General features: G+C 71.9%; 20 protein-coding genes. 11 read left to right on the top strand and 9 right to left on the bottom strand.

Going from position 1 to position 20,229, the window contains the following annotated elements:
• Positions 1-119 precede the first annotated feature (119 nt).
• Positions 120-1,205, top strand: a complete 1,086-nt coding sequence (locus ACFVN5_RS15630) for a trans-sulfuration enzyme family protein (protein ID WP_376956159.1) — start codon at positions 120-122, stop codon at positions 1,203-1,205.
• A gap of 33 nt (positions 1,206-1,238) precedes the next feature.
• Here the strand turns inward: ACFVN5_RS15630 and ACFVN5_RS15625 are convergent, their stop codons facing one another.
• On the bottom strand, positions 1,239-2,072 hold the full coding sequence (locus tag ACFVN5_RS15625) for an alpha/beta fold hydrolase (protein WP_376956158.1): 834 nt from the start codon (positions 2,070-2,072) through the stop codon (positions 1,239-1,241).
• Between the two features lie 62 nt (positions 2,073-2,134).
• Between ACFVN5_RS15625 and ACFVN5_RS15620 the strand changes: the two genes are divergently transcribed.
• On the top strand, positions 2,135-2,929 hold the full coding sequence (locus ACFVN5_RS15620) for an EI24 domain-containing protein (protein ID WP_376956157.1): 795 nt from the start codon (positions 2,135-2,137) through the stop codon (positions 2,927-2,929).
• Between the two features lie 124 nt (positions 2,930-3,053).
• On the opposite strand, the gene ACFVN5_RS15615 is transcribed toward ACFVN5_RS15620, so the two are convergent.
• Together ACFVN5_RS15615 and ACFVN5_RS15610 are read right to left on the bottom strand one after the other, a co-directional pair.
• Positions 3,054-3,644, bottom strand: coding sequence for a class I SAM-dependent methyltransferase (locus ACFVN5_RS15615; RefSeq protein ID WP_376956156.1), 591 nt, complete (start codon positions 3,642-3,644; stop codon positions 3,054-3,056).
• Between the two features lie 133 nt (positions 3,645-3,777).
• Positions 3,778-4,728 carry a cytochrome b/b6 domain-containing protein gene (locus tag ACFVN5_RS15610; RefSeq protein WP_376956155.1) on the bottom strand — a complete coding sequence of 317 codons (951 nt, stop codon included), beginning with the start codon at positions 4,726-4,728 and terminating at the stop codon, positions 3,778-3,780.
• Between the two features lie 200 nt (positions 4,729-4,928).
• Here ACFVN5_RS15610 and ACFVN5_RS15605 point away from each other — a divergent pair, with 200 nt between their 5' ends.
• Positions 4,929-6,308, top strand: a complete 1,380-nt coding sequence (locus ACFVN5_RS15605) for an NAD(P)-binding protein (RefSeq protein ID WP_376956154.1) — start codon at positions 4,929-4,931, stop codon at positions 6,306-6,308.
• Complete coding sequence (locus ACFVN5_RS15600) at positions 6,305-7,732, top strand: MFS transporter (RefSeq protein WP_376956153.1); 1,428 nt, start codon at positions 6,305-6,307, stop codon at positions 7,730-7,732. The genes ACFVN5_RS15605 and ACFVN5_RS15600 overlap by 4 nt, the downstream gene beginning before the upstream one ends.
• Before the next feature lie 28 nt (positions 7,733-7,760).
• Here the strand turns inward: ACFVN5_RS15600 and ACFVN5_RS15595 are convergent, their stop codons facing one another.
• Positions 7,761-8,342, bottom strand: coding sequence for a TetR/AcrR family transcriptional regulator (locus ACFVN5_RS15595; protein ID WP_376956152.1), 582 nt, complete (start codon positions 8,340-8,342; stop codon positions 7,761-7,763).
• Between the two features lie 179 nt (positions 8,343-8,521).
• On the opposite strand from ACFVN5_RS15595, the gene ACFVN5_RS15590 reads away from it, so the two are divergent.
• Entirely contained in the window at positions 8,522-9,373 is an 852-nt protein-coding gene (locus tag ACFVN5_RS15590) for an alpha/beta hydrolase (RefSeq protein WP_376956151.1), read from the top strand.
• Positions 9,374-9,554: 181 nt separating this feature from the next.
• Positions 9,555-10,670, top strand: a complete 1,116-nt coding sequence (locus ACFVN5_RS15585) for a phage tail sheath family protein (protein ID WP_376956150.1) — start codon at positions 9,555-9,557, stop codon at positions 10,668-10,670.
• 93 nt (positions 10,671-10,763) lie between these two features.
• Here ACFVN5_RS15585 and ACFVN5_RS15580 read toward each other — a convergent pair whose 3' ends face one another.
• Both ACFVN5_RS15580 and ACFVN5_RS15575 read right to left on the bottom strand, forming a co-directional pair.
• Positions 10,764-11,915, bottom strand: coding sequence for an epoxide hydrolase family protein (locus ACFVN5_RS15580; protein ID WP_376956149.1), 1,152 nt, complete (start codon positions 11,913-11,915; stop codon positions 10,764-10,766).
• Positions 11,916-12,006: 91 nt separating this feature from the next.
• The gene (locus ACFVN5_RS15575) at positions 12,007-12,432 is read right to left on the bottom strand and encodes a group 1 truncated hemoglobin (RefSeq protein ID WP_376956148.1); all 426 of its coding nucleotides are present in this window, start codon (positions 12,430-12,432) and stop codon (positions 12,007-12,009) included.
• A gap of 148 nt (positions 12,433-12,580) precedes the next feature.
• Here ACFVN5_RS15575 and ACFVN5_RS15570 point away from each other — a divergent pair, with 148 nt between their 5' ends.
• The 4 genes from ACFVN5_RS15570 to ACFVN5_RS15555 all read left to right on the top strand — a co-directional run bounded on the left by ACFVN5_RS15570 (position 12,581) and on the right by ACFVN5_RS15555 (position 16,836).
• Positions 12,581-13,549, top strand: coding sequence for a helix-turn-helix transcriptional regulator (locus ACFVN5_RS15570; RefSeq protein WP_376956147.1), 969 nt, complete (start codon positions 12,581-12,583; stop codon positions 13,547-13,549).
• Positions 13,546-14,034 carry an SRPBCC family protein gene (locus ACFVN5_RS15565; RefSeq protein WP_376956146.1) on the top strand — a complete coding sequence of 163 codons (489 nt, stop codon included), beginning with the start codon at positions 13,546-13,548 and terminating at the stop codon, positions 14,032-14,034. The genes ACFVN5_RS15570 and ACFVN5_RS15565 overlap by 4 nt, the downstream gene beginning before the upstream one ends.
• Positions 14,031-15,086: an adenosine deaminase gene (locus ACFVN5_RS15560; protein WP_376956145.1), complete on the top strand. Its 1,056-nt coding sequence runs from the start codon at positions 14,031-14,033 to the stop codon at positions 15,084-15,086. The genes ACFVN5_RS15565 and ACFVN5_RS15560 overlap by 4 nt, the downstream gene beginning before the upstream one ends.
• 340 nt (positions 15,087-15,426) lie before the next feature.
• Positions 15,427-16,836, top strand: a complete 1,410-nt coding sequence (locus ACFVN5_RS15555; RefSeq protein WP_376956144.1) for a DUF222 domain-containing protein — start codon at positions 15,427-15,429, stop codon at positions 16,834-16,836.
• A gap of 120 nt (positions 16,837-16,956) precedes the next feature.
• Here ACFVN5_RS15555 and ACFVN5_RS15550 read toward each other — a convergent pair whose 3' ends face one another.
• Together ACFVN5_RS15550 and ACFVN5_RS15545 are read right to left on the bottom strand one after the other, a co-directional pair.
• Positions 16,957-17,490, bottom strand: a complete 534-nt coding sequence (locus ACFVN5_RS15550; protein ID WP_376956143.1) for a hypothetical protein — start codon at positions 17,488-17,490, stop codon at positions 16,957-16,959.
• A gap of 125 nt (positions 17,491-17,615) precedes the next feature.
• On the bottom strand, positions 17,616-18,626 hold the full coding sequence (locus ACFVN5_RS15545) for an NAD(P)-dependent alcohol dehydrogenase (protein WP_376956142.1): 1,011 nt from the start codon (positions 18,624-18,626) through the stop codon (positions 17,616-17,618).
• Positions 18,627-18,795: 169 nt separating this feature from the next.
• Here ACFVN5_RS15545 and ACFVN5_RS15540 point away from each other — a divergent pair, with 169 nt between their 5' ends.
• Positions 18,796-19,527 (top strand): TetR/AcrR family transcriptional regulator C-terminal domain-containing protein, encoded by a 732-nt coding sequence (locus ACFVN5_RS15540; protein ID WP_376956141.1) that lies wholly within the window; start codon positions 18,796-18,798, stop codon positions 19,525-19,527.
• Here the strand turns inward: ACFVN5_RS15540 and ACFVN5_RS15535 are convergent.
• Positions 19,524-20,147, bottom strand: a complete 624-nt coding sequence (locus tag ACFVN5_RS15535) for a histidine phosphatase family protein (protein WP_376956140.1) — start codon at positions 20,145-20,147, stop codon at positions 19,524-19,526. The two genes, ACFVN5_RS15540 and ACFVN5_RS15535, sit on opposite strands and share 4 nt — an antisense overlap.
• Between the last annotated feature and the right edge of the window lie 82 nt (positions 20,148-20,229).

The raw sequence follows: 20,229 nt of genomic DNA, 5'->3' as shown, positions 1-20,229 counted from the left end.
TGCTTTCACATATGGTAACGGATGCCGCGTCACGTCCACCATCCCCGGGTTACGCTGGCCGGTGCGCCTGCCGCCGCCGCGGCATCCGCTCCCCCTCTGGACCACCGGGAGGCACCGCAGTGCACGAGACGACCGAGGCCGGCGCACCGGCCCTCCACCCCGACACCGTCGCCATCATCGCCGGGCGGCCGCCGCACGAGCCCGACGCGTCGATGAGCGTGCCGGTGCACCTCTCGTCGACGTTCGTCGCCGGCGGCGACCTCGTGTACGGCCGCTACGGCAACCCGACCTGGACGGCGTTCGAGGACGCCCTCGGCGCGCTCGAGGGCGGCCGGTGCGTGGCATTCGCATCGGGCATGGCCGCGATCGCGGCGGTGCTCGACCTCGTCGAACCGGGCGGCACCGTCGTGGCGCCGCGCCACTCGTACACCGGCACGGTCGCCCTCCTCGACGACCTCCAGGCGAAGGGCCGTCTGCAGGCCGTGTACGTCGACATCACCGACACGGCGGCCGTCGCCGCGGCGGCCGAGGGCGCCGCCATGGTGTGGTTCGAGTCGCCCACCAACCCCGCGCTCGAGGTCGCCGACATCCCGGCGATCGTCGCGGCGGCGCGCGAGCACGGCGCGCTCGTCGTGGTCGACAACACGTTCGCGACCCCGCTGCTGCAGCAGCCCCTCGCCCTCGGCGCCGACCTCGTGGTGCACTCCGCGACGAAGTACATCTCGGGCCACAGCGACGTGCTCATGGGCGCGGTCGTCGCGGCCTTGCCCGAGCACGCCGACGCGGTCGTGCAGCGCCGCTCCCTCACGGGCGGGATCCCGGCGCCGCTCGAGACGTTCCTCGCGCTGCGCGGGCTGCGGACGCTGCCCGTGCGCCTCGAGCGCGCGCAGGCCAACGCGCAGGAGCTCGTGCGCCGGCTCGAGGGGCACCCGGCGCTGCAGGAGGTGCGCTACCCCGGCTTCGGCGCGATCGTGTCGATCGTCGTGCGCGGCGGCGCAGAGCCGGCCGAGGCCCTCGCGGAGCGCACGGGCCTCTGGGTGCACGCGACGAGCCTCGGCGGCGTCGAGTCGACGCTCGAGCGCCGCCGGCGGTGGCCGCTCGAGCAGCCGACGATCCCCGAGGGGCTCGTGCGGCTCTCGGTCGGGCTCGAGCACGTCGACGACCTGCACCGCGACCTGGTGGGGGCGCTCGACTCGCTGGTGTAGCGGGCACGGCTCGCCGTACCCGAGCGCCGCGCCTCAGCCCACGCGCTCGAGCAGCCAGTCCATCGCGTCGGGCACGACGTCGAGCACCGACACGTGGCCGTCGTCGAGTCGCATCCAGAGTGTCGCGTTCGGCAGTCGGCTGAGCAGCCACGAGGCGTGCCGTCGGGGCACGACCCGATCGAGCTCGCCCTGCACGAGCAGCACGGGCGCAGCGACGTCCTGGAGCTCGAACCCCCACGACGCGGCGAACGCGACGTCGTCGTCGATCAGGCCGTCGGGGCCGAACGCCTCGGAGCGCGCGACGTCCGCACCGAGGGACGACCAGTTCCCGTCGAGCGCCGCGAAGTCGGCCGGGATGAACTGCTCGGGGTCCCACTCGTCGACCTCGGCGAACGCGACCCGCGCATCGCGACCGCGCCGCGCCGCGTGGAGCGCCCCGGGTGAGCGCATGCCGTCGAACCAGTCGAACGCGCCGGTGTACGGCGCGAGGCCCGCGAGCGTCACGACCGCGGCGACCCGGTCGGGCCTCAGCGCCGCGCCGGCGAGCGCGTGCGGCGCGCCGCCCGACGCGCCCATCGACGCGAGTCGCTCGACGCCGAACGCATCGGCGACCGCCACGAGGTCGGCGGCGGCCGACGCGACGTCTCGTCCGGGGTGCGCCGACGAGCCGCCGTACGACGGTCGTGCGTACGAGATCACGCGGATGCCGCGCGCCGACGCCGCGGACAGCACGGGCTCGAGCGGGGCGCCCGTCTGCGGAGAGCCGTGGTGCCAGGCGAGCACGAGGCGCGTCGTGGCATCCGCCCCGCTGTCGTACGCGTGCAGGACACGCCCGTCGGCGAGGCGCACGTCGCGTTCGATCACCATGCCGCCCTCCCCGCCGTCAAGCCCCGACGGCCCGGCGGCAGGCCCATCCTAGAGTGGTGCACGTGGTGGGCCGGTTCTTCTCGGGTGTCGGGATGCTGCTGCGCGGGTTCGGCTTCTGGGGCCGGCGCCCGGGCGTGATGATGCTCGGCGTCATCCCGGCCGCGATCGTGTTCGTGCTCATCGTCGCGGGACTCTCCGCCCTTGCCGTGAACCTCGCGGGCATCGCCGACTGGATGACGCCGTTCGCCGACGACTGGGTCGACCCCTGGCCCATGGTCGTGCAGGTGCTCGTCGGCGCCGTGCTGTTCGGCGGGGCTGTGGTGTTCGCGGCCCTGACGTTCACGGCGCTCACGCTCATCGTCGGCGACCCGTTCTACGAGCGGATCTGGCGCGCCGTCGAAGGCACCGTCGGCGGCCCGGTTCCCGAGCAGGGAACGGGGTTCTGGCGCACCGTCCGCGACGGGATCGGGCTCATCGGCCTCGCCCTCGTCACGGCGATCGGCGTGGGCCTGATCGGGTTCATCCCGGTGGTCGGCGCCGTGCTCGCGCCCGCGCTCGGCGTGGTGCTCTCCGGGCGGCTGCTCGCCATGGAGCTCACGTCGCGACCGTTCGAGGCGCGCGGCATGGACGGACCCCGGCGGCGGGCGATCCTGCGCGGGCACCGCGCCCAGCTCTTCGGATTCGGCATCGCCACGCAGCTGTGCTTCATGATCCCGTTCGGTGCGATCATCGCGATGCCCGCCGCGGTCGCGGGATCGACGTTCCTCGCCCGCTCGGCGCTCGACGCGGCCGCGGCCGCGGCGACCGCGGCGACGCCGCCGTCCCAGCCCCTGCCACCCGCCCAGGTCCCGAGCTGACCCGCAGCATCCGAATGCAGGACGTTCCGGCCGACACGCCGGGCGGATGCCGCGTCGCCAGGGCGTGCCGCGAAGAAGTTCCTGCATCTCGACGGGAACAGGACGCTCGAGGGGAACGGGACGCTCACGGCCCGGGCGCGCGCCCGTCGAAGAGCAGCATCGGCACCGGGCCGAAGGGCATCGATCGCACGCGGAGCCGCCGCACGTCGGTGCCCGTGAAGCCCGCCTCGACGAGGGCCCGTTCGGTGTCGCGATCCCAGTGGCATCCGTGGCAGACGCGCTTCGCGATCGGGGTGGCGACCGCCTGCACGAACCGCTTGAGCGTGCGCGGCGGCGCCTGCACGTGGTCGACGAACACGACGCGTCCGCCGGGGACGAGCACGCGGCGCACCTCGGCCAGCGCGGCCGCCTGGTCGGTCACCGAGCACAGGACGTAGGTGCCCACGACCGCGTCGACGGAGTGGTCGGGCAGCGGGATCGCCTCGGCCTTCGCGTCGAGCGGCACCGCCGCGTGCCGCCACTCCTTCGCGCGGGTCGCGAGCTCGGCACGGCGCGTCGCGTCGGGCTCGAGGCCCTGCCACTCCACGTCGGGGTCGAACGCGCCGAAGTTCTCGCCGTCGCCCGCGCCGATCTCGAGCACGCGCCCGCGCACGCGCGCCACGAACTCGCGCTCGAGGTCGTCGAGCTCGTCGTCGTCGATCAGCGGCGTGGCCACTCCGGCACGCTACCGCGCCGTCGGCCGGGCGTCAGCCCTGCGGCTCCCTTCGACGGGCTCAGGGAGCGACGGCGTCAGCCCTGCGGCTCCCTTCGACGGGCTCAGGGAGCGACGGGCTCAGGGAGCGACGGCGTCAGCCCTGCACGCGACCCGACGTCGCGGCGATGCGCTTCAGCAGCGGCGGCTTCGCGAGCACCCAGGCGACGACCATGACCACGACGGATGCCGCGAACACGGCGAACCCGACCCAGTCGTCGGCGTCGCGGGCGGCGTACATCTGGTTGAGCTTCGCGAGCGCCCCCGTCAGGAACACGAGCACGACGTGCACGAACGTGAACGCGAGGAAGAACAGCATCACGGGGTAGTGCACGGCCTTCGCGAGCTTCTCGGGGAACGCGCGCACCAGCGGCCCCTCGAGCGGCCAGATCGACGAGAGGCGCAGGCCCGTGAGGATCGCGAGCGGCGACGCGATGAACACGACGGTGAAGTAGGCGAGCTGCTGCAGCGCGTTGTAGACGACCCACGAGTTCTCGGTCGGCCACTCGAGCGAGGCGTACTGCAGCGCCGCCGAGAGCGCGTTGGGGACGACCGCCCAGTCGGTGGGCACGATGCGCAGCCACTGCCCGGTCGCGAACAGGAGGACGACGTAGACCACGCCGTTCAGCACCCAGAACACGTCGAGCCAGAGGTGGAACCAGAGGAAGATCCCCATGCGGCGCGGGTTCCGCTTCGTGCGCGGCCAGCGGGAGTTGTCCCGCGTCCAGAAGCCGGGCGGGCGCTGCTTCGACCGCAGCTGGAACCCGGTGCGCACGAGCAGCAGCAGGAAGAACGAGTTGAGGAAGTGCTGCCAGCCGAGCCACGCGGGGATGCCGACGGGCGTTCCCTCGGGCGGCGGGACGATGCCGGGGTACGTCTCGACGAACTGCTCGACCGCCGGGAACGTGCGCAGCCAGCGGGCGACGAGCACCACGACGACGAGCGCGACGAGCGCGATCACGGTCCACCAGATCACCCGCTTGCGCTGGGCCCTCCACCACGTGGCGGCGGCACCGGCGCGGCTCGGCTTCGACGAGGTCACGGTCATCTCCGGGGGCGGTTCCTTCTCGGGCGGTGGGCCGGCGCGGTCGGCTGCGGTGCGACGGGCACGTCGGCGCCGCGGCCGCGGACAACGGATGCCTCGACCCTAGCGTCGGCGACCGGAACCGGCGAAGCCGGGCCGCAACACCGCGACGCACCGTGCGCCGGTGTGGACACCCGGGTGCGCGGAGTGCTTCAGTGGTTCCCGTGACCCACGTGGTCCACGCGGACTACCTCGTGGTGGGGGCCGGCGCCACCGGGATGGCGTTCACCGACGCCCTCGTCGACCATGCGCCCGGCGCCCGCGTCGCGATCGTCGACCGACGGCACGCCGTCGGCGGACACTGGCTCGAGGCCTACCCGTTCGTGCGCCTGCACCAATCGTCGGCCTTCTACGGGGTCGCGTCGACCCTGCTCGGCGGCGGCCGCCTCCAGCAGCGCGGACCCGAGACCGGACTGCAGGAGCGCGCGACGAAGGCCGAGATCTGCGCCTACTACGAGCACGTCCTGGCCGACCGCCTGCTCGAGTCGGATCGGGTGGAGCACTTCGCCGGGTGCGAATTCCTCGGCGAGCGGACGTTCGCGTCGCGCGTCTCGGGCGAGCGGTACGAGGTGCCCGTGGACTGCCGCATCGTCGACGCGCACCACCTGTCCCCGGTGATCCCGGCCGAGGAGCCGCCGCCGTTCGCGGTCGCCGACGGTGTGCGGGTCGTGCCCGTCAACGAACTGGCGCACCTCCACGCGGCGCCGAGCCGGTACGTGATCGTCGGGTCGGGCAAGACCGCGACCGACGCCTGCATCTGGCTCCTGTCGCGTAGCGTGGACGCCGACGCCATCACCTGGATCCGCCCGCGCGATCCCTGGATGCTGAACCGCGCGGTGATCCAGCCCGACCCGGCGATCTTCCTCGGCATGGTCGCCGACCTGATGCGGGCCGCGACCGACGCGGCATCCCTCGACGACCTCTTCTTCCGGCTCGAGGACGCCGGCATCATGCTGCGGATCGATCCCGCAGTGACTCCCACCATGGCCAAGGCGCCCACGCTCGGACGCTGGGAGCTCGAGGCGCTGCGCACCATCGACGACGTCGTGCGCCACGGGCACATCGCGAGCGTCGAACGCGGTCGCATCGCGTTCGCCGACGCGTCGGTGGCGATCCCCGCCGACGCCCTCGTCGTGCACTGCGCCGGCGACGGTCTGCGGCAGCCGCCGCTCGTGCCCGTCTGGACGCCGGACGCGATCACGCTCCAGCCCATCCGAGCGGGCTTCCCGTGCTTCGGCGCGGCCCTCGTCGGCTACGTCGAGGCGACCCGCGAGGACGACGCCGAGAAGAACCGCCTGTGCCCGCCGACGCCATACGGCAACTCGCTCGCCGACTGGGCGCGGATGACGGTGCTCGGCGCTCGCGCCTCGAGCTCGTTCGGCGCCGAGCCCGACATCAAGGCGTGGGCCGACGGCGTGGCGCTGAATCCGGTTCGCACGCCGCCCGGCGAGCGGAGCGCCCGGCTCGACGACGCGCTGCACCGCATGCAGGCGAACATGGGGTCGGGGGTCGCGAGGCTCGCCGAGTTGGCGGGCGTGTCGTGAGCTCCCCCGCGCCCGGAGCACCGCGGGCGAAGACGCCGCCGCGGTCGGGCTGGGTCATCGCCGCGCTCTGCACGGGCACCGCGCTCAGCGCGCTGAACTCGGGCATGACCGCCGTGTCGCTCAGCACGCTGCGGCAGGAGTTCGCCGTCGACGTCGCGACCGTCACCTGGGTGATCTCGGCCTTCTACCTCACCTCGGCGGTGCTGCAGCCGCTCATGGGGCGGCTCGCCGACCAGTACGGGGCCCGTCGCGTGTTCGCGGCCGGCATGGTGATCACCATCATCGCTGGCGCCCTGGGTCCGTTCGCCTCGACGTTCGCGTGGCTGCTGGCGGTGCGGATCCTGCTCGGGATCGGCACGGCCACGACGTTCCCCGCGGCGGCCGCCATGCTCCACGCCATCGCCGCACGCTCGGGCGGCTCCGCACCGAAGATGATCGGGCGCATCCAGCTCATCGACACGAGCTCGGCAGCGGTGGGTCCCGTCATCGGCGGCGTGCTGCTCGTCCTGGGGGGCTGGCAGGCGATCTTCTGGATCAACATCCCGCTCGCCGCGATCGCGCTGATCTGGACGCACCTGCTCGTGCCCCGCGACGCACCACGTGCGCACACGCCGGTGCGGACGGTGCTGCGCGACGCGGACGTGCCGGGCATCCTCCTGTTCGTCGTCACGATCGTGGCGCTGCTCGTGTTCCTGCTCGACCTCACGAGCGACCCGACCTGGCTGCTCGTGCCGGTGGTGCTTGCGGCGGGCGCGCTGTTCACGTGGCGCGAGCTGCGCGCGTCGACTCCGTTCATCGACCTCCGCCTGCTCGCCGCGAACGTGGCCCTCGTCCGCGTCTACGTCGTCTTCATCCTCGCGAACCTCGTGTTCTACAGCGCGCTGTTCGGCATCCCGCAGTACCTCGAGGACCACGCTGGCTACCGCACCGACGTGATCGGCCTGCTGCTCCTGCCGCTCGCCGCGTTCAACGCGCTCGTGACCCCGTGGGCCGAGAAGCTCATCGACCGGCGCGGTCTCCGCGCGGCATCCGTCATCGGCGCGGTCGCGCTCGCGATCTCGACGCTGTCGCTGCTCCTGCTCGGCGTCTCGACGGCGCCGCTCGTCATCCTCGCCGTCACCGCGATCATCGGCATCCCGTACGTGCTCGTGCTCATCTCGATCACGCAGTCGCTCTACGTGGCGGCGCCGCCCGACCAGGAGGGCCAGGCGGCCGGCCTCTTCCAGACGGCCCGGTCGCTCGGATGCATCGGCTCGACCGTCGTCGTCGGCCTCTCGTTCGCGGGTGGCACGGGTCCCGTCGACTGGATGCTGCTCGCGGCGATCACCGGCGCGCTGGGCGTGCTGTACCTGCTCGTCGTGATGTTGTGGCGCACGCGTCGCCCGGCGGCGCCGGCCGCGCCCGCGGCATCCGCCACCGCGTGAACGCCCGCGTCGGGCATCAGCGCCGCCCTCAGGCCGACACGCCAGCGATGCGGTTGGCGGATGCCACGAACGCGGGCCGCACGCGGTCCCACCCGTCGAGGTAGCCGCCGACCATCGCGGCGTCGCGGGCGAGCACGAGCTCGGCGGCGGCACCCTCGGGATCGGGCGCCTCGGCCGCGGTGAGCAGCTGTTCGAGCGTCGACCGGAACCAGGCGCGGTGCTCGGCCACGGCGATGCGAACGCCGCTGTCGGCGTCGGGGTACTCGGCCGCGGCGTTGATGAAGGGGCATCCGCGCGTGTGGTGCAGGGCCACGTCGTCGGCGAGGCTCTCGATCACGAGTCCCACGAGCGCCTTCGGTTCGGCCCCGGATGCCTCGGCGGCCTCGAACGCGCCGCGGATGTTCGCATCCTCGACGCCGAGGTACGCCTCGACGAGGTCCTCCTTGCTCGGGAAGTGCCGGTAGAACGTCGCGCGGGTCACGCCGGCCTCGGCGATGATCCGGTCGACGCCGACCGAGTGGATGCCCTCGCGGTAGAAGAGCTCCGACGCTGTGCGCAGGAGTCGGTCGCGGGCGGCGGACGTGCCGGACGGGGTCGTTCGAGTGGCCATGTGAAAAATGATAGAACGATCTTTCTCTTTTTGCTTGACATCGGTCGGCACGGCGGGATATGTTCACTCTCAGCAAGACAGAACGGTCGTTCTGCTTTAAGATCGATCAGCGCAGAGCCAACGCAGGCCGAGCACCACCATCAGCACGGATTCGCATCACCTCGAAGGAGCAGGAAACCATGACCGCCACCGACCCCACCAAGGCCACCATCGTCCTCGTCCACGGCCTCTGGATGACCCCCAAGAGCTGGGACACCTGGGCCGAGCGCTTCCGCGCGCAGGGCCACGAGGTCATCGTCCCGGGCTGGCCCGGCATCGACGACCGCAGCGTCGAGGACATCCGCTCGAACCCGGCAGCAGTCAAGGGCGTCGGCCTGAAGCAGATCGCCGACCACTACGAGCGCATCATCCGCGCCCTCCCCCGCACGCCGATCATCATGGGACACAGTTTCGGCGGCGTCATCACCCAGATGCTCGCCGACCGCGGCCTCGGCGTCGCCTACGTCGGCGTCGAGCCCGGCCAGACCGCCGGCATCACGACCCTCCCGCTCTCGACGCTCTGGACGGGGACGCCGATCCTCTCGAACCCGTTCGACCGCAACGGCGCCAGGCCGATCTCGAAGTCGCACTTCCACTTCACCTTCGGCAACGACCTCTCGCGCGCCGAGTCCGACCGCGTCTGGGCCGACCAGGCCGTCAACTCCTACAACCGCGTCTTCTTCGAGGGCGTCGCGTCCACGCTGAACGAGCGGGGCGGCGTGAGCCACGTCGACTACGCCCGTGCCGAGCGCGCGCCGCTGCTCGTGATCACCGGCGAGATCGACCACGTCGTGCCGCCGGCCATCGGCCGGGCGATCGTGAAGAAGTACCGCTCGACCGGCAGCCCGGCGACCGTGGACTACCGAGAGTTCGCCGGCCGCACGCACCGCATCGTCAGCCAGGACGGCTGGGAGGAAGTCGCCGATTACGCGCTTGCCTGGGCGCTCGAGCACGCGGTCGCCCAGCCCGCCACCGCGGCTCCCGCGGCCTGACCAACGCGGCGGCCCACAAGCGTGCGCGACACGCGAACGGCGCGGAGCTCCGGCTCCGCGCCGTCGCCGTGACCCCGGCGACGCACACGGGTGGCCACGCATCCCCACCTTGACACCGCGACCGGCCCGGAGGAGGCTCGGCCCGAGGCATCGCGGCATCCGCTCGACGGGGAGGCAGCTGATGGAGCATCCGATCGACATGCCGGCGACGGCCATCCCGGCGTTCGTCGGCCTCGCTCCCGGCCCCGACGACCTCATCGTCGTCGACTCCGACGAGTTCGACGGTTGGGGCACCGACGAGGACGCGATCTGGGGCGAGCTGCATTCCTCCCCCTTGCGGCGCGGGCTGGCCTCGTACTTCGAGAACGGCGGTCGCTCCGCGGTGGTCGCACGCGTCGAGGATGCCGGCATCGAGGGGGTGCGCGCGGGACTCGCCGCACTCGAGCGGGTCGATCCGGTGAACCTGCTCATACTCCCCTCGGAGTCGGCGGCCGACGAGCAGGCTCGGGAGATCGTCGCCGAGGCGGTCGCGTTCTGCGAGCGGCGCCGCGCGATGCTGCTCGTCGATCCGCCGCCGTCGTGGACGAGCGCGGCGGCGATCGAGCACGCGATGCGGGATGGCGCAGTGGCCGCCGTCGGCACGGCGAGCCCCAACGCCGCGCTCTACGCGCCGCGGCTCCGCCGCTCGGACCCGGCGCAGGCGGGCGCCGTCGAGACCTTCTCCCCCGTCGCGACCGTGGCCGGCGTGATCGCCCGAACCGACGCTGCGCAGGGCGTGTGGTCGGCACCGGCCGGAACCGACGCCGACCTGCGCGGCGCCGACGGCCTCGAGTTCCGCCTCGGGCAGCGGGAGGCGGAGGCGCTCAACGAGCTCGGCGTCAGCACCCTCCGCACGTTCCCCGGTCGTGGGCCGATCGTCTGGGGCGCGCGAACGCTCGCGGGTGCGGATGCCGCGGCGAGCGAGTGGAAGTACGTGCCCGTGAGACGCACGGCCCTGATGCTCGAGGAGGCCATCGACCGCGGGCTGCAGTGGACGCAGTTCGAGCCGAACGACGGGGCCCTGTGGCGGGACGTGCGCGCGTCGATCGGCACGTTCCTGCACGACCTGTTCCGGGCCGGGGCGTTCCACGGGAACAGCCCCGATCGCGCGTACTTCGTGAAGTGCGACCGCGAGACCATCACCCGGGAGGACCTCGACAGGGGTGAACTCACGGTGGTCGTGGGCTTCGCGCCGATCCGGCCGGCCGAGTTCATCGTGCTCCGCATCCGGGCACTCGCGCTGCCGCCGAACGACTGAGCGAGGCCCCAGCGCTCGCGGGGGCCCGCAGACGTGAGCGGATGCCGCGAGCCCTCGCCCCGCGGCATCCGATGGTCTCGATCGTGTCGGCGCTCAGCCGCGCAGCGTGGCGAAGAACGCCCGGATGTCGCCCACGACGTCGTCGGGGACCTCGAGCGCGGCGAAGTGCCCGCCCTGCTCGAAGCGGCTCCAGTGCACGATGTTCGAGTTGTCGCGCTCGGCGAAGACCTTGATCGTCTGGAAGTCGTCCTTGAACACGGCCACGCCCGTCGGCGCGTCGTTCACCTGCGGCTCGCCCTGGGCGCGTGCGTCCTCGAGGTAGACGCGGCTCATGCCGGCCGCGGCGTTGGCGAACCAGTTCACGGTGACCTCGGTGAGGATCTTCTCGAGCGGCACGAGCGAGGTGCCGTTGCCGAAGGAGTTGAACAGCTCGCTGTAGGCGAGCAGGCCGACCGGCGAGTCGCTGAGGCCGACGGCGACGGTCTGGGGGCGGCTCGCGTTCATCGTGTTGTAGCCGCCCACCGACTGGAACCACTGCATGTGCTCGAGCCCCGCGTAGTCCTGCGGCTCGAGGCGCTCGAACTCGGCCGGGTCGCCCGACGGGAACGAGAACAGCTGCAGCACGTGCAGGCCGAGGAAGCCGTCGGGGTTCAGCAGGCCGAGCTCGCGGGCGACCATCGCGCCGTTGTCGGAGCCGTGGATGCCGTACTCGGTGTAGCCGAGGCGGCGCATGAGCTCGTCGTAGGCCCGGGCGACGCGGGCGGTCGCCCAGCCGGGCTCGGTGACCGGGTTGGAGAAGCCGAAGCCCGGGGCATCCGGCACCACGACGTCGAAGGCGTCCTCGGCGCGTCCGCCATGCGCGACGGGGTCGACGAGCGGGCCGATCAGGTCGAGGTAGTCGACGGAGGAACCGGGGTAGGTGTGCGCGAGCAGGAGCGGCGTCGCACCTGCGTGCGGCGAACACACGTGGATGAAGTGGATCGGCTGCCCGTCGATCTCGGTCATGAAGTGCGGCACGGCATTGATGCGCGCCTCCTCGGCGCGCCAGTCGTAGGTCGTGCGCCACTGCTCGACCGCGTCGCGGAGGTACGCGTTGGGCGTGCCGTAGCTCCAGTCGTCGCCGGGCGCCGGCTGCGGCAGGCGCGTGCGGGCGAGGCGGTCCATGAGGTCGTCGAGCTCGGCCTGGTCGACCTCGACGCGGAACGGGCGGATGTCGGTGGCGGTGGTGTTCGCGGTGTTCGTCATGTCTCCGACGCTACGGCGTCATTAGGAACGTTCGATTCCTAATTGTCAGAATTGCGCTCGCCGTCGTGTCGAAGGGCTGCGAACACTCCACTCAACCCCGGTAGCCCTGGGTGACCTCGTCCTTGTGGGCGGCGAAGGCTGCGAGCACCTCGCCCTTGTCCTGCTCGGGCACGCCGACGGCGTCGAGGGTGCGGCCCAGCTCGGCGGCCACCTCGTCGAACTCGTCGGGCGAGATGTGGAGCCGGCGATGCGCCTCCTCGAGGCCGAGCGTCGTGCTGCCCGGCACCGTCGCGGTGTACTCGAACGGCCCGCCCGCGACGTTGCACACCCAGAGCGTGCGCATGAACTTCAGGCCGGGAAGCCGACCGAGGTTCTGGGTGTGCCACTCCCGGAGCGCCGGGTTCTGCGACTGCTGGCCGACGATCGGGTTCCGGACAACCGCGTCGCTGAAGTGGTCGACGACCGCGGCGATCGCGAAGACGCCGCCGAGGCGTTCGTAGAGGCTCTGATCCGACATGGCTGATCTCCTTCGATCGGATGCCACGGAAACTGCGGCCGTGCAGCGCAGTTTCTATAATTGATAGTTGTTGAATATACAGCGGAAGTCGGCCGGCGTCCATGGTGATCCGACCGGATGGCCGGGATCGCCGGGCAGAATTGGGGGCATGTCCGACACGGCCGCGCGACTGCTCGCCATGCTGTCGCTGCTGCAGGCGCGCCCGGACTGGACCGGCGCCGAGCTCGCCGAGCGGCTGGGGGTCTCACCCCGGACGATCCGCACCGACATCGACCGGCTGCGCGAGCTCGGCTACCCCGTCGATGCCAGGCGCGGCTCCGCCGGAGGCTACCGGCTCGGCGCGGGCGGCAAGCTCCCCCCGCTGCTGCTCGACGACGAGGAGGCGGTGGCCGTGGCGATCGGACTCCAGGTCGCCACGGGCATCACGGGCATCGAGGAGTCGAGCGCCCGCGCCCTCGCGAAGCTCGAGCAGGTGCTGCCGTCGCACCTCCGTCCCACTGTCGCGGCGATCGGCGCGGTGGTCGAGAAGGCGCCCGAGAACATCGGCACGGATGCCCCCGACCCCGAGGTCGACCACGCCGTGCTCGCCGCGATCGCCGCCGCCATCCGCGACATGGAGTGGCTGCGCTTCGACGACCGCGGCACTCCGCGGCTCGTCGAGCCGTATCGCCTGCTGAGCTGGCAGCGCCGCTGGTACCTCGTCGGACGGGATCCGCACTCGGGCGAGTGGGGCGTCCACCGTGCCGACTGGATCGAGCCGCGCATGCCGACGCGCCGCCGCTTCGAGCCCAGCCCGCTGCCCGGCGGCGACTACACGGCCTTCGCGATGCGCTCGATCGCGATGAGCGGATGGAACGTGCACGCGCGCTTCCGCGTCGCCGCCCCGGCCGAGGCCGTGATCGCGCGTATCAACCCCACCGTCGGCGTCGTGGAGGCGGTGTCCGACGACGAGTCGGTGCTCGTCACCGGCGCCGACTCGCTCGACACGATCGCCGCGTACATCGGCATGCTGAACATGGACTTCACCGTCGAATCGCCGCCCGAGCTCGCGCCACTGCTGCGCACGTACGCGCAACGCTATGCACGCGCGGCCGACGGTGGGACGCTGGAGGCGTGACGACGACCATCGAGCGGCACGTCGACATCGCCGCCTCCCCCGAGTCGGTGTTCGACCTCGTCGCGGACCTGCACGGCTACGGGCGCTGGCTCACGTCGTCGACCGACTACCAGGGCACGAGCGAGATCTCGCCGCCGCCCGTCGAGGTCGGCACCACCTACGTCGAGCACAGCCGCCAGGGCGTGCGCCGCGGCATGGTTATCGCCGTCGCGCGGCCCGACGTGATCGCGTTCCGGCAGCCGATGACCCTGCGTCCCCGGCTGGCCGGCACGATCGACAGCACGGTGACCATGTCCGTCTCGGCGACGGCCATCGGCGCGCGCGTGACGCGCACGGTCGAGCTCGGCATCCCGCGACGCATCGGGTTCCTGCGCTCGGTGATCGTCGGGCGCTACGCGCGCGAGAGCGAGCGGTTGCTGGCGGCGCTGAAGCGGCACGCCGAGGGGGATTCGGTGGCGGAGAAGGAACGAAAGGAGCATCCGTGACCGAGACCACGACCACGAACGGGACCGGGACCGGGACCGTGACGACCGACTGGCCGACCGCCGAGCTGCACGTGCACCTCGAGGGCACGATGGAGGCCGAGCTCGTCGTCGAGCTCGCGCGCCGCAACGGCATCGCCCTGCCCACCGACGACCCCGACGTGCTGCGCGAGTCGTACGCGTTCGCCGACCTTCAGGAGTTCCTCGACCGCCTGTATGCGAACCTGCGGGTGCTGCGCACCGAGCAGGACTTCCACGACCTCGCGAGCGCCTACCTCCGGCGTGCGCACCGAGCGAACGTGCGCCGAGCCGAGATGTTCTTGGACCCGCAGACGCACCTCGGCAACGGCATTCCGTTCGAGGCCGTGATCGGCGGCCTCGCGTCGGCGCTCGACGAGGCACGGCGCGAGCTCGGCATGTCGGTCGCGCTCATCCCCTGCCTCCTGCGCGAGCGCGGGGCGGATGCCGCGATGGACATGCTCGACGTGATCCTGCCGTTCCGCGAGCACTACGTCGCCCTGGGCATGGTGTCGACCGAGGTCGGATTCCCACCGCCGCTGTTCGCCGACGTCTACGCACGCGCCGCGGCCGAGGGCCTGCACCTGGTCGCGCACGCGGGTGAGGAGGGCCCGCCCGAGTACGTGCGCGACGCGGTCGACGTGCTGCACGTCGAGCGGGTCGACCACGGGAACCGGTCGATGGAGGATCCCGAGCTCGTGCGGCGGCTCGCCGAGCTGCGGATGCCGCTCACCGTCTGTCCGCTGTCGAACGTGGCGCTCGGCACGGCGCCGCGCGAGCTGTCGCGGCATCCGCTGCCCGCGATGATGGCCGCGGGACTCGTCGTCACCGTCAACAGTGACGACCCGGCCTACTTCGGCGGCTACATCGACGACAACTACCGCGCGATCGCTTCGGCGCTGCCACTGGATGCCGCTGCGCTCGCGACGCTCGCCCGCAACTCGTTCACGGCGAGCTTCGCCGAGCCGCACGAGAAGGAGGGGTGGATCGCGGAGGTCGACGCGGTGCTGGCCGGGGCTGCGGACGCTGCGCGCTGACGAATGGCACCGATCGGGCATCGACTCCGGGATCCGCTGTTCCGGCTGACGGGGGTGTTCCCGTTCCCGTCGAGCGACCACCGGCTCGTGTGGGTGGACCTGCGGGTGCACTCGTAGGGTGCGTTCGTCGCGCCCCTGAGGTGACGGATGGGGCGGGCCGGAGGGGGCTCGCGGCATTCGTGCCCAATCACTCCCACCTTCAGCTCACTCCCATGGCCCTCACCGCCCTCCGACCTCGGCGACTTGTCCTCAACAGGCCGTCAGTCGGTGATGTTATTCACAGGCTGATCTGGCCTTTTCGTGTGAACGGGATGTCGGTGGGTGCTGTGATGATGGATTCATGACCGGCATCAGCGACACCCACCACGAGGTACGGTCGCGCCTGCTCGATGCGCTGAGGCTCGATGCGCCCGCCGCCTGGACCGATGACGAGCTCCTCGTCAACGCGGGCGCCCTCGAGGCGCTGGGTCGGGTCGTCGATGCGCACCGGGTCGCGGTCGCGGGTGAGGTCGCGGAGCGGTCCCGGGTCGAGCTCGGCGACCAACGCCTCTCGACCCGCAAGGGGTGCCGGTCCGCGGTCGAGCTGCTCGAGCGAGTCACCCAGGTGTCCGGATTCGAGGCACGCCGACGCGTCAGCCTCGGTGCGGCGACCCGCGTGCGCGACGGGTTCGCGGGCGAGCCCGGCGTAGCCCGCTTCCCTTCGGTGGCGGACGCGCTGGCTACAGGCGCGGTCGGGGCGGATGCCGCAGCCTCGATCATCCGCGAACTCGACCGCACCCGCCCGTTCGCCGACCCCGCCCGGCTCGCCGCCGCCGAACAGGCACTCGTGAACGAAGCGACCGGGTCCGGTGACGGGGCGCCGGTGCGATGCACCGCCGACGAACTCCGGGTCCAGGCGCAGGCGTGGGCGGTGTTCCTCGACCCCGACGGCGCCGAGCCCGCTGATGAGCGGGCGATGCGTCGGCGCGGATTCCGGCTCGGCCGCACCCTGCGTGATGGGCTCATCCCGGTCACGGGCGAGTTGCTGCCCGAGGTCGCCGCGAAGCTCACCCGCCTCTTCGACGCGCACCGCTCACCCCGCGTCGGCGGCGGATTCCAGACCGATCACGACCGGGCGCGGGCGGCGGAATCCGGTGAGGACCGCAGCCCCGATCAGCAACGCCACGACGTGCTCGCCGCGATCATCGACACCGCGGCCCGCTCCGGGGAACACCCCACGATCGGCGGCGCCGCACCCACCGTCCTGGTCAGCGTCCGCGCCGCCGACCTCACTTCCGGGCGCGGGGTCGCGCACGCCGACGGCATCGACACCCCGATCTCACTCCGCGCGGCGCGGCACATGATCTGCACCGGCGGCACCCAGACCGTCACCTTCGACGACACCGGCCGGATCCTCGCGCTCGGCTCGCCCGAACGCTGCTTCACCGCCCACCAGCGCCGTGCGATCACCCTCCGCGACGGTGGCTGCATCATCCCCGGCTGCACCATCCCGGCCGCATGGACCGAGATCCACCACGTCACCCCCGCCGCCGACGGCGGACCCACCCACCCCGACAACGGCGTCCTCCTGTGCTGGTTCCACCACCGCACCATCGACACCTCCGGCTGGATCATCCGCATGGCACGCGGCGTCCCGCACCTCCGACCACCCCGATGGCTCGACCCCACCGGAACCTGGCGCCCCACAACCAAATCCCCCACCCGCCTCGCCGACCAACACGAACGACCACCCAGAGCACCCGCCGCGTGACGCGCGGGGTGCCACGAACGAGACCCTGCACAGAGTGCCATTGAGTGCCTCGAGGCAGCCCGCCGCGTGAGTCTGCGGCGCCGCCGTGGGTTTCGACCCATGCAGGCACCCTGCACCCGATCAGTTCCCGCCGAGCCCCACCCGATCGGGCACGGCACCGACCACCCGCGGCAGCCACGACTCGACGTCGGGCCACGCACGACCCGTCGGCAGGTGCCGCAGCAGCTTCGCGAGCGAATCATCGGCGGCCGGCCACGGGATCACTCGCGTCGGCGACTCCGCGGCGAGGACCCCGAGCCACCAGTGCTTCCACGTCGCCGCCATGTGCTCGGGCTGCAGCACGACGTAGTAGTCGGGCACGTTCATCTCGTGCCGACCGGCGGCCTCGAGCGCACGGTCGATCTCGAGCTCGAGCACTCCGTAGGTCGACTGGTCGTCGAAGAACTCCACCCAGGCGTTCGCGACATGGGCCAGCGGATCGTGGTCGTGCACGACGTAGGGCGCCGTGGCGGACGCCGACCAGCGCGCAACGTCATCGTCGGAGACCTCGTCGAAGGTCGCGGCCCGCACGTTCGCGTACCGCTCGAGCGCGTGGATGGCCGACGTCGCCTCGTCACCGACGACGACCAGTGTGGTGCTGGCCGGTGCCTCCATTTCCGCATCATACGTCCGCTCGAGGCGGGTTCCGGGGGCCGGACGTTCGTTTCGCCAAGACCGTCATACGACCGTGACGCGCCCGTCACAATGCGACCATCGCCGACAGGACAGCGGCCGATGCGTCAGCGGATCCGCAGCACCACGTTCCCGCGCTTGTGCCCGCCGTCGACGTACCGGTGCGCCTCGGCGACCTCGTCGAGATCGTAGGCGCGATCGATGACCGGCCGGAACTCCCCCGACTCCGCGAGCCGCATGAGCTCCGCGAAGTCCTCGTGGCTCACGCGCTCGCCCGACGTCGTGACGAGCTTGCCGCTGCGCCGGGTGTCGCGCTTCGCGCGCAGCATCCCGCGCAGGCCGGTCACCACGAGCAGCAGTGCTCCGCCGGGCTTCAGTGAGCCCTCCACCCGGTCGAACGGTGCGTTGCCGACGCACTCGACGATCACGTCGTACGTCGCACCGTCGCGCGCGAAGTCCGCCGCCCGATAGTCGATCACCCGGTGGGCGCCGAGCGACGTGACGAGGTTCGCGTTCCCGGCGCTCGTGACCGCCGTGACTCGAGCCCCGCGAAGGGCTGCGAGCTGCACGACCGCCGTGCCCACGGCACCGGATGCCCCGTTCACGAGCACCTCGGAGCCGGGCCCGATCTCGACCATGGCGAGGTACGCCAGGGCGGTGTGGCCGCCGAACACCAGGGCGATGGCCTCGTCCCACGACAGGTTCCCCGGCTTCCGCGCGATCGCCTTCGACATCGGCACCCGCGCGTACTCCGCGTGCCCGCCGAAGTCGCCACCCAGCATCGCGACCACCTCGTCGCCCGGCGCGAACCCCTCGACCTCGTCGCCGACCGCCTCGACCACGCCCGCGATGTCCATCCCGAGCACTGGCTTGCGCGGACGGAAGACGCCGAGTGCCACCGGGATCATGATCCCCAGTCCCTCGGGCAGGTCGCGGCTGCGCATCCGGTGATCGGCGATGCTGACCGTGCTGGCGTGCACGCGCACGAGCAGCTCGTCGGCGTTCGGCACCGGCCGCCGCACCTCCTCGACCCGAACGACGTCGGGGCCGCCGAATCGACGCGCCACCGCCGCCCGCATCGTCGCGGTCGCCGTCGCAGTCTTCGTCGTGGTGTCCATCTCGAACCTCCGTTGCCTTACGTTGTAAGTCTTACGACGTAAGGTAGCGTGGAATCGAGCGATTGTCGAGAGTCTGAACACCGGATGTCCCGGACCCTCGTACGTTGGTCCAAGACTCGCAACGAGCGATCAGCGCTGAGACACTCGAGACTGCAGGAAGGAGGCGACCATGAGCTCGACGACGCAGCAGACCGGTCGCCGCACACCGCTCTCGCGAGAACGCGTGCTCGCCGCCGCAGTCGAACTCGCCGACACCGCCGGCATCGACGCCCTCACCGTCCGCCGCCTGGCCGAGACGCTCGGCGTCGAGGCGATGTCGCTCTACTACCACGTGCCCAACAAGGAGGCGATCCTCGACGGCATCGTCGAGCTCGTCTTCACCGAGATCGAGCGCGAGGTCGGCGGCTTCGAGGTGCCCGAGACGGATGCCGCGTGGCAGGCCGCCCTGCGCGCCCGCATCCTGGGGGCGCGTCGCGTGATGCTGCGGCATCCGTGGGCCCCCGCCCTGCTCGACAGCCGCAGCGGACTCGCACCGACGACCGCCCGCTACGTCGACTCGGTCGTCGGCACGCTGCGCTCGGGCGGACTGTCGTACGACCTCATCCACCACGCGATGCACGCGCTCGGCAGCCGCATGTTCGGGTTCTCGCAGGAGCTCGGCGAGGACGACGACTCGGGCGACGACACCGACCTGGCGCAGCTGGCCGCGATGGTGCCGCACCTCGCGGCGATGCTCGCCGTCGTGCGCCATGACGATCCCGACTCGACCCTCGGATGGTGCGACGACCAGTACGAGTTCGAGTTCGGTCTCGACATCATCCTCGACGGACTCGCACGCACACGCGCGTTCGAGTCGCAGGCCGAAGCCGCCGCCGACACTGCCGAAGGAGCTGGAAGCTAGCCCACGACGCCCAGCCGCGCGTCGGCCTCGGCCATCGCTGCCTCGACGACGCCCAGCGCCTCGCCCGCGGGCGCACCGCCGATGGTGAGCACGCCCCACGCGTCGTCGAATCGCACGTACGACGACGACGCGTTGTCGAGGCGCGGATAGTGGCGCGGGTCGTGACCCGAGATCGCAGCGAGGGTGAAGCGGATCAGCGTGCCGTGCGCGACGGCCAGCACGCGCGCGCCGGGGTGGTCCACCGCGATGCGGTCGAGGCCACGGATGCCGCGGGGCCCCACCTCCACGTCGGGCTCCATGTCGGCGAAGTCGCGCTTCGGCCAGCGCACGTCGAGCTCCGAGACGAGCGTGCCCTCGGCCTCTCCGAAGTCCTGCTCGATGAGTTCGTCGTAGGCCCCGCCGACCGGCAGGTCGAGCTCCTGCGCGATGATCGCGGCGGTCTCGCGCGCCCGATCGAGGGGCGAGCTGACGACGACGTCCCACGGCTCCGCGGCGAGCGGGGCGGCGGCGGCGAGCGCCTGCGCGCGGCCGGTCTCGTTCAGCGGGATGTCGGTGCGTCCCTGCATGCGGCCGGCGAGGTTCCAGTCGGTCTGACCATGGCGGATGAGGGCGAGCAGCACGTGTTCCAGCCTAGGCGACCCCCGGCAGGGCGGCACCGCGGGCGTTCGAGACCCGCACCGCGGGGGTATTCGAGACGCGTCC

The sequence above is a fragment of the Agromyces sp. NPDC057865 genome, assembly GCF_042796995.1.
Lineage (GTDB): Bacteria > Actinomycetota > Actinomycetes > Actinomycetales > Microbacteriaceae > Agromyces.
Note: the sequence above shows the minus strand (reverse complement) of the source record. Positions and strands in the feature narration are given on the sequence as shown.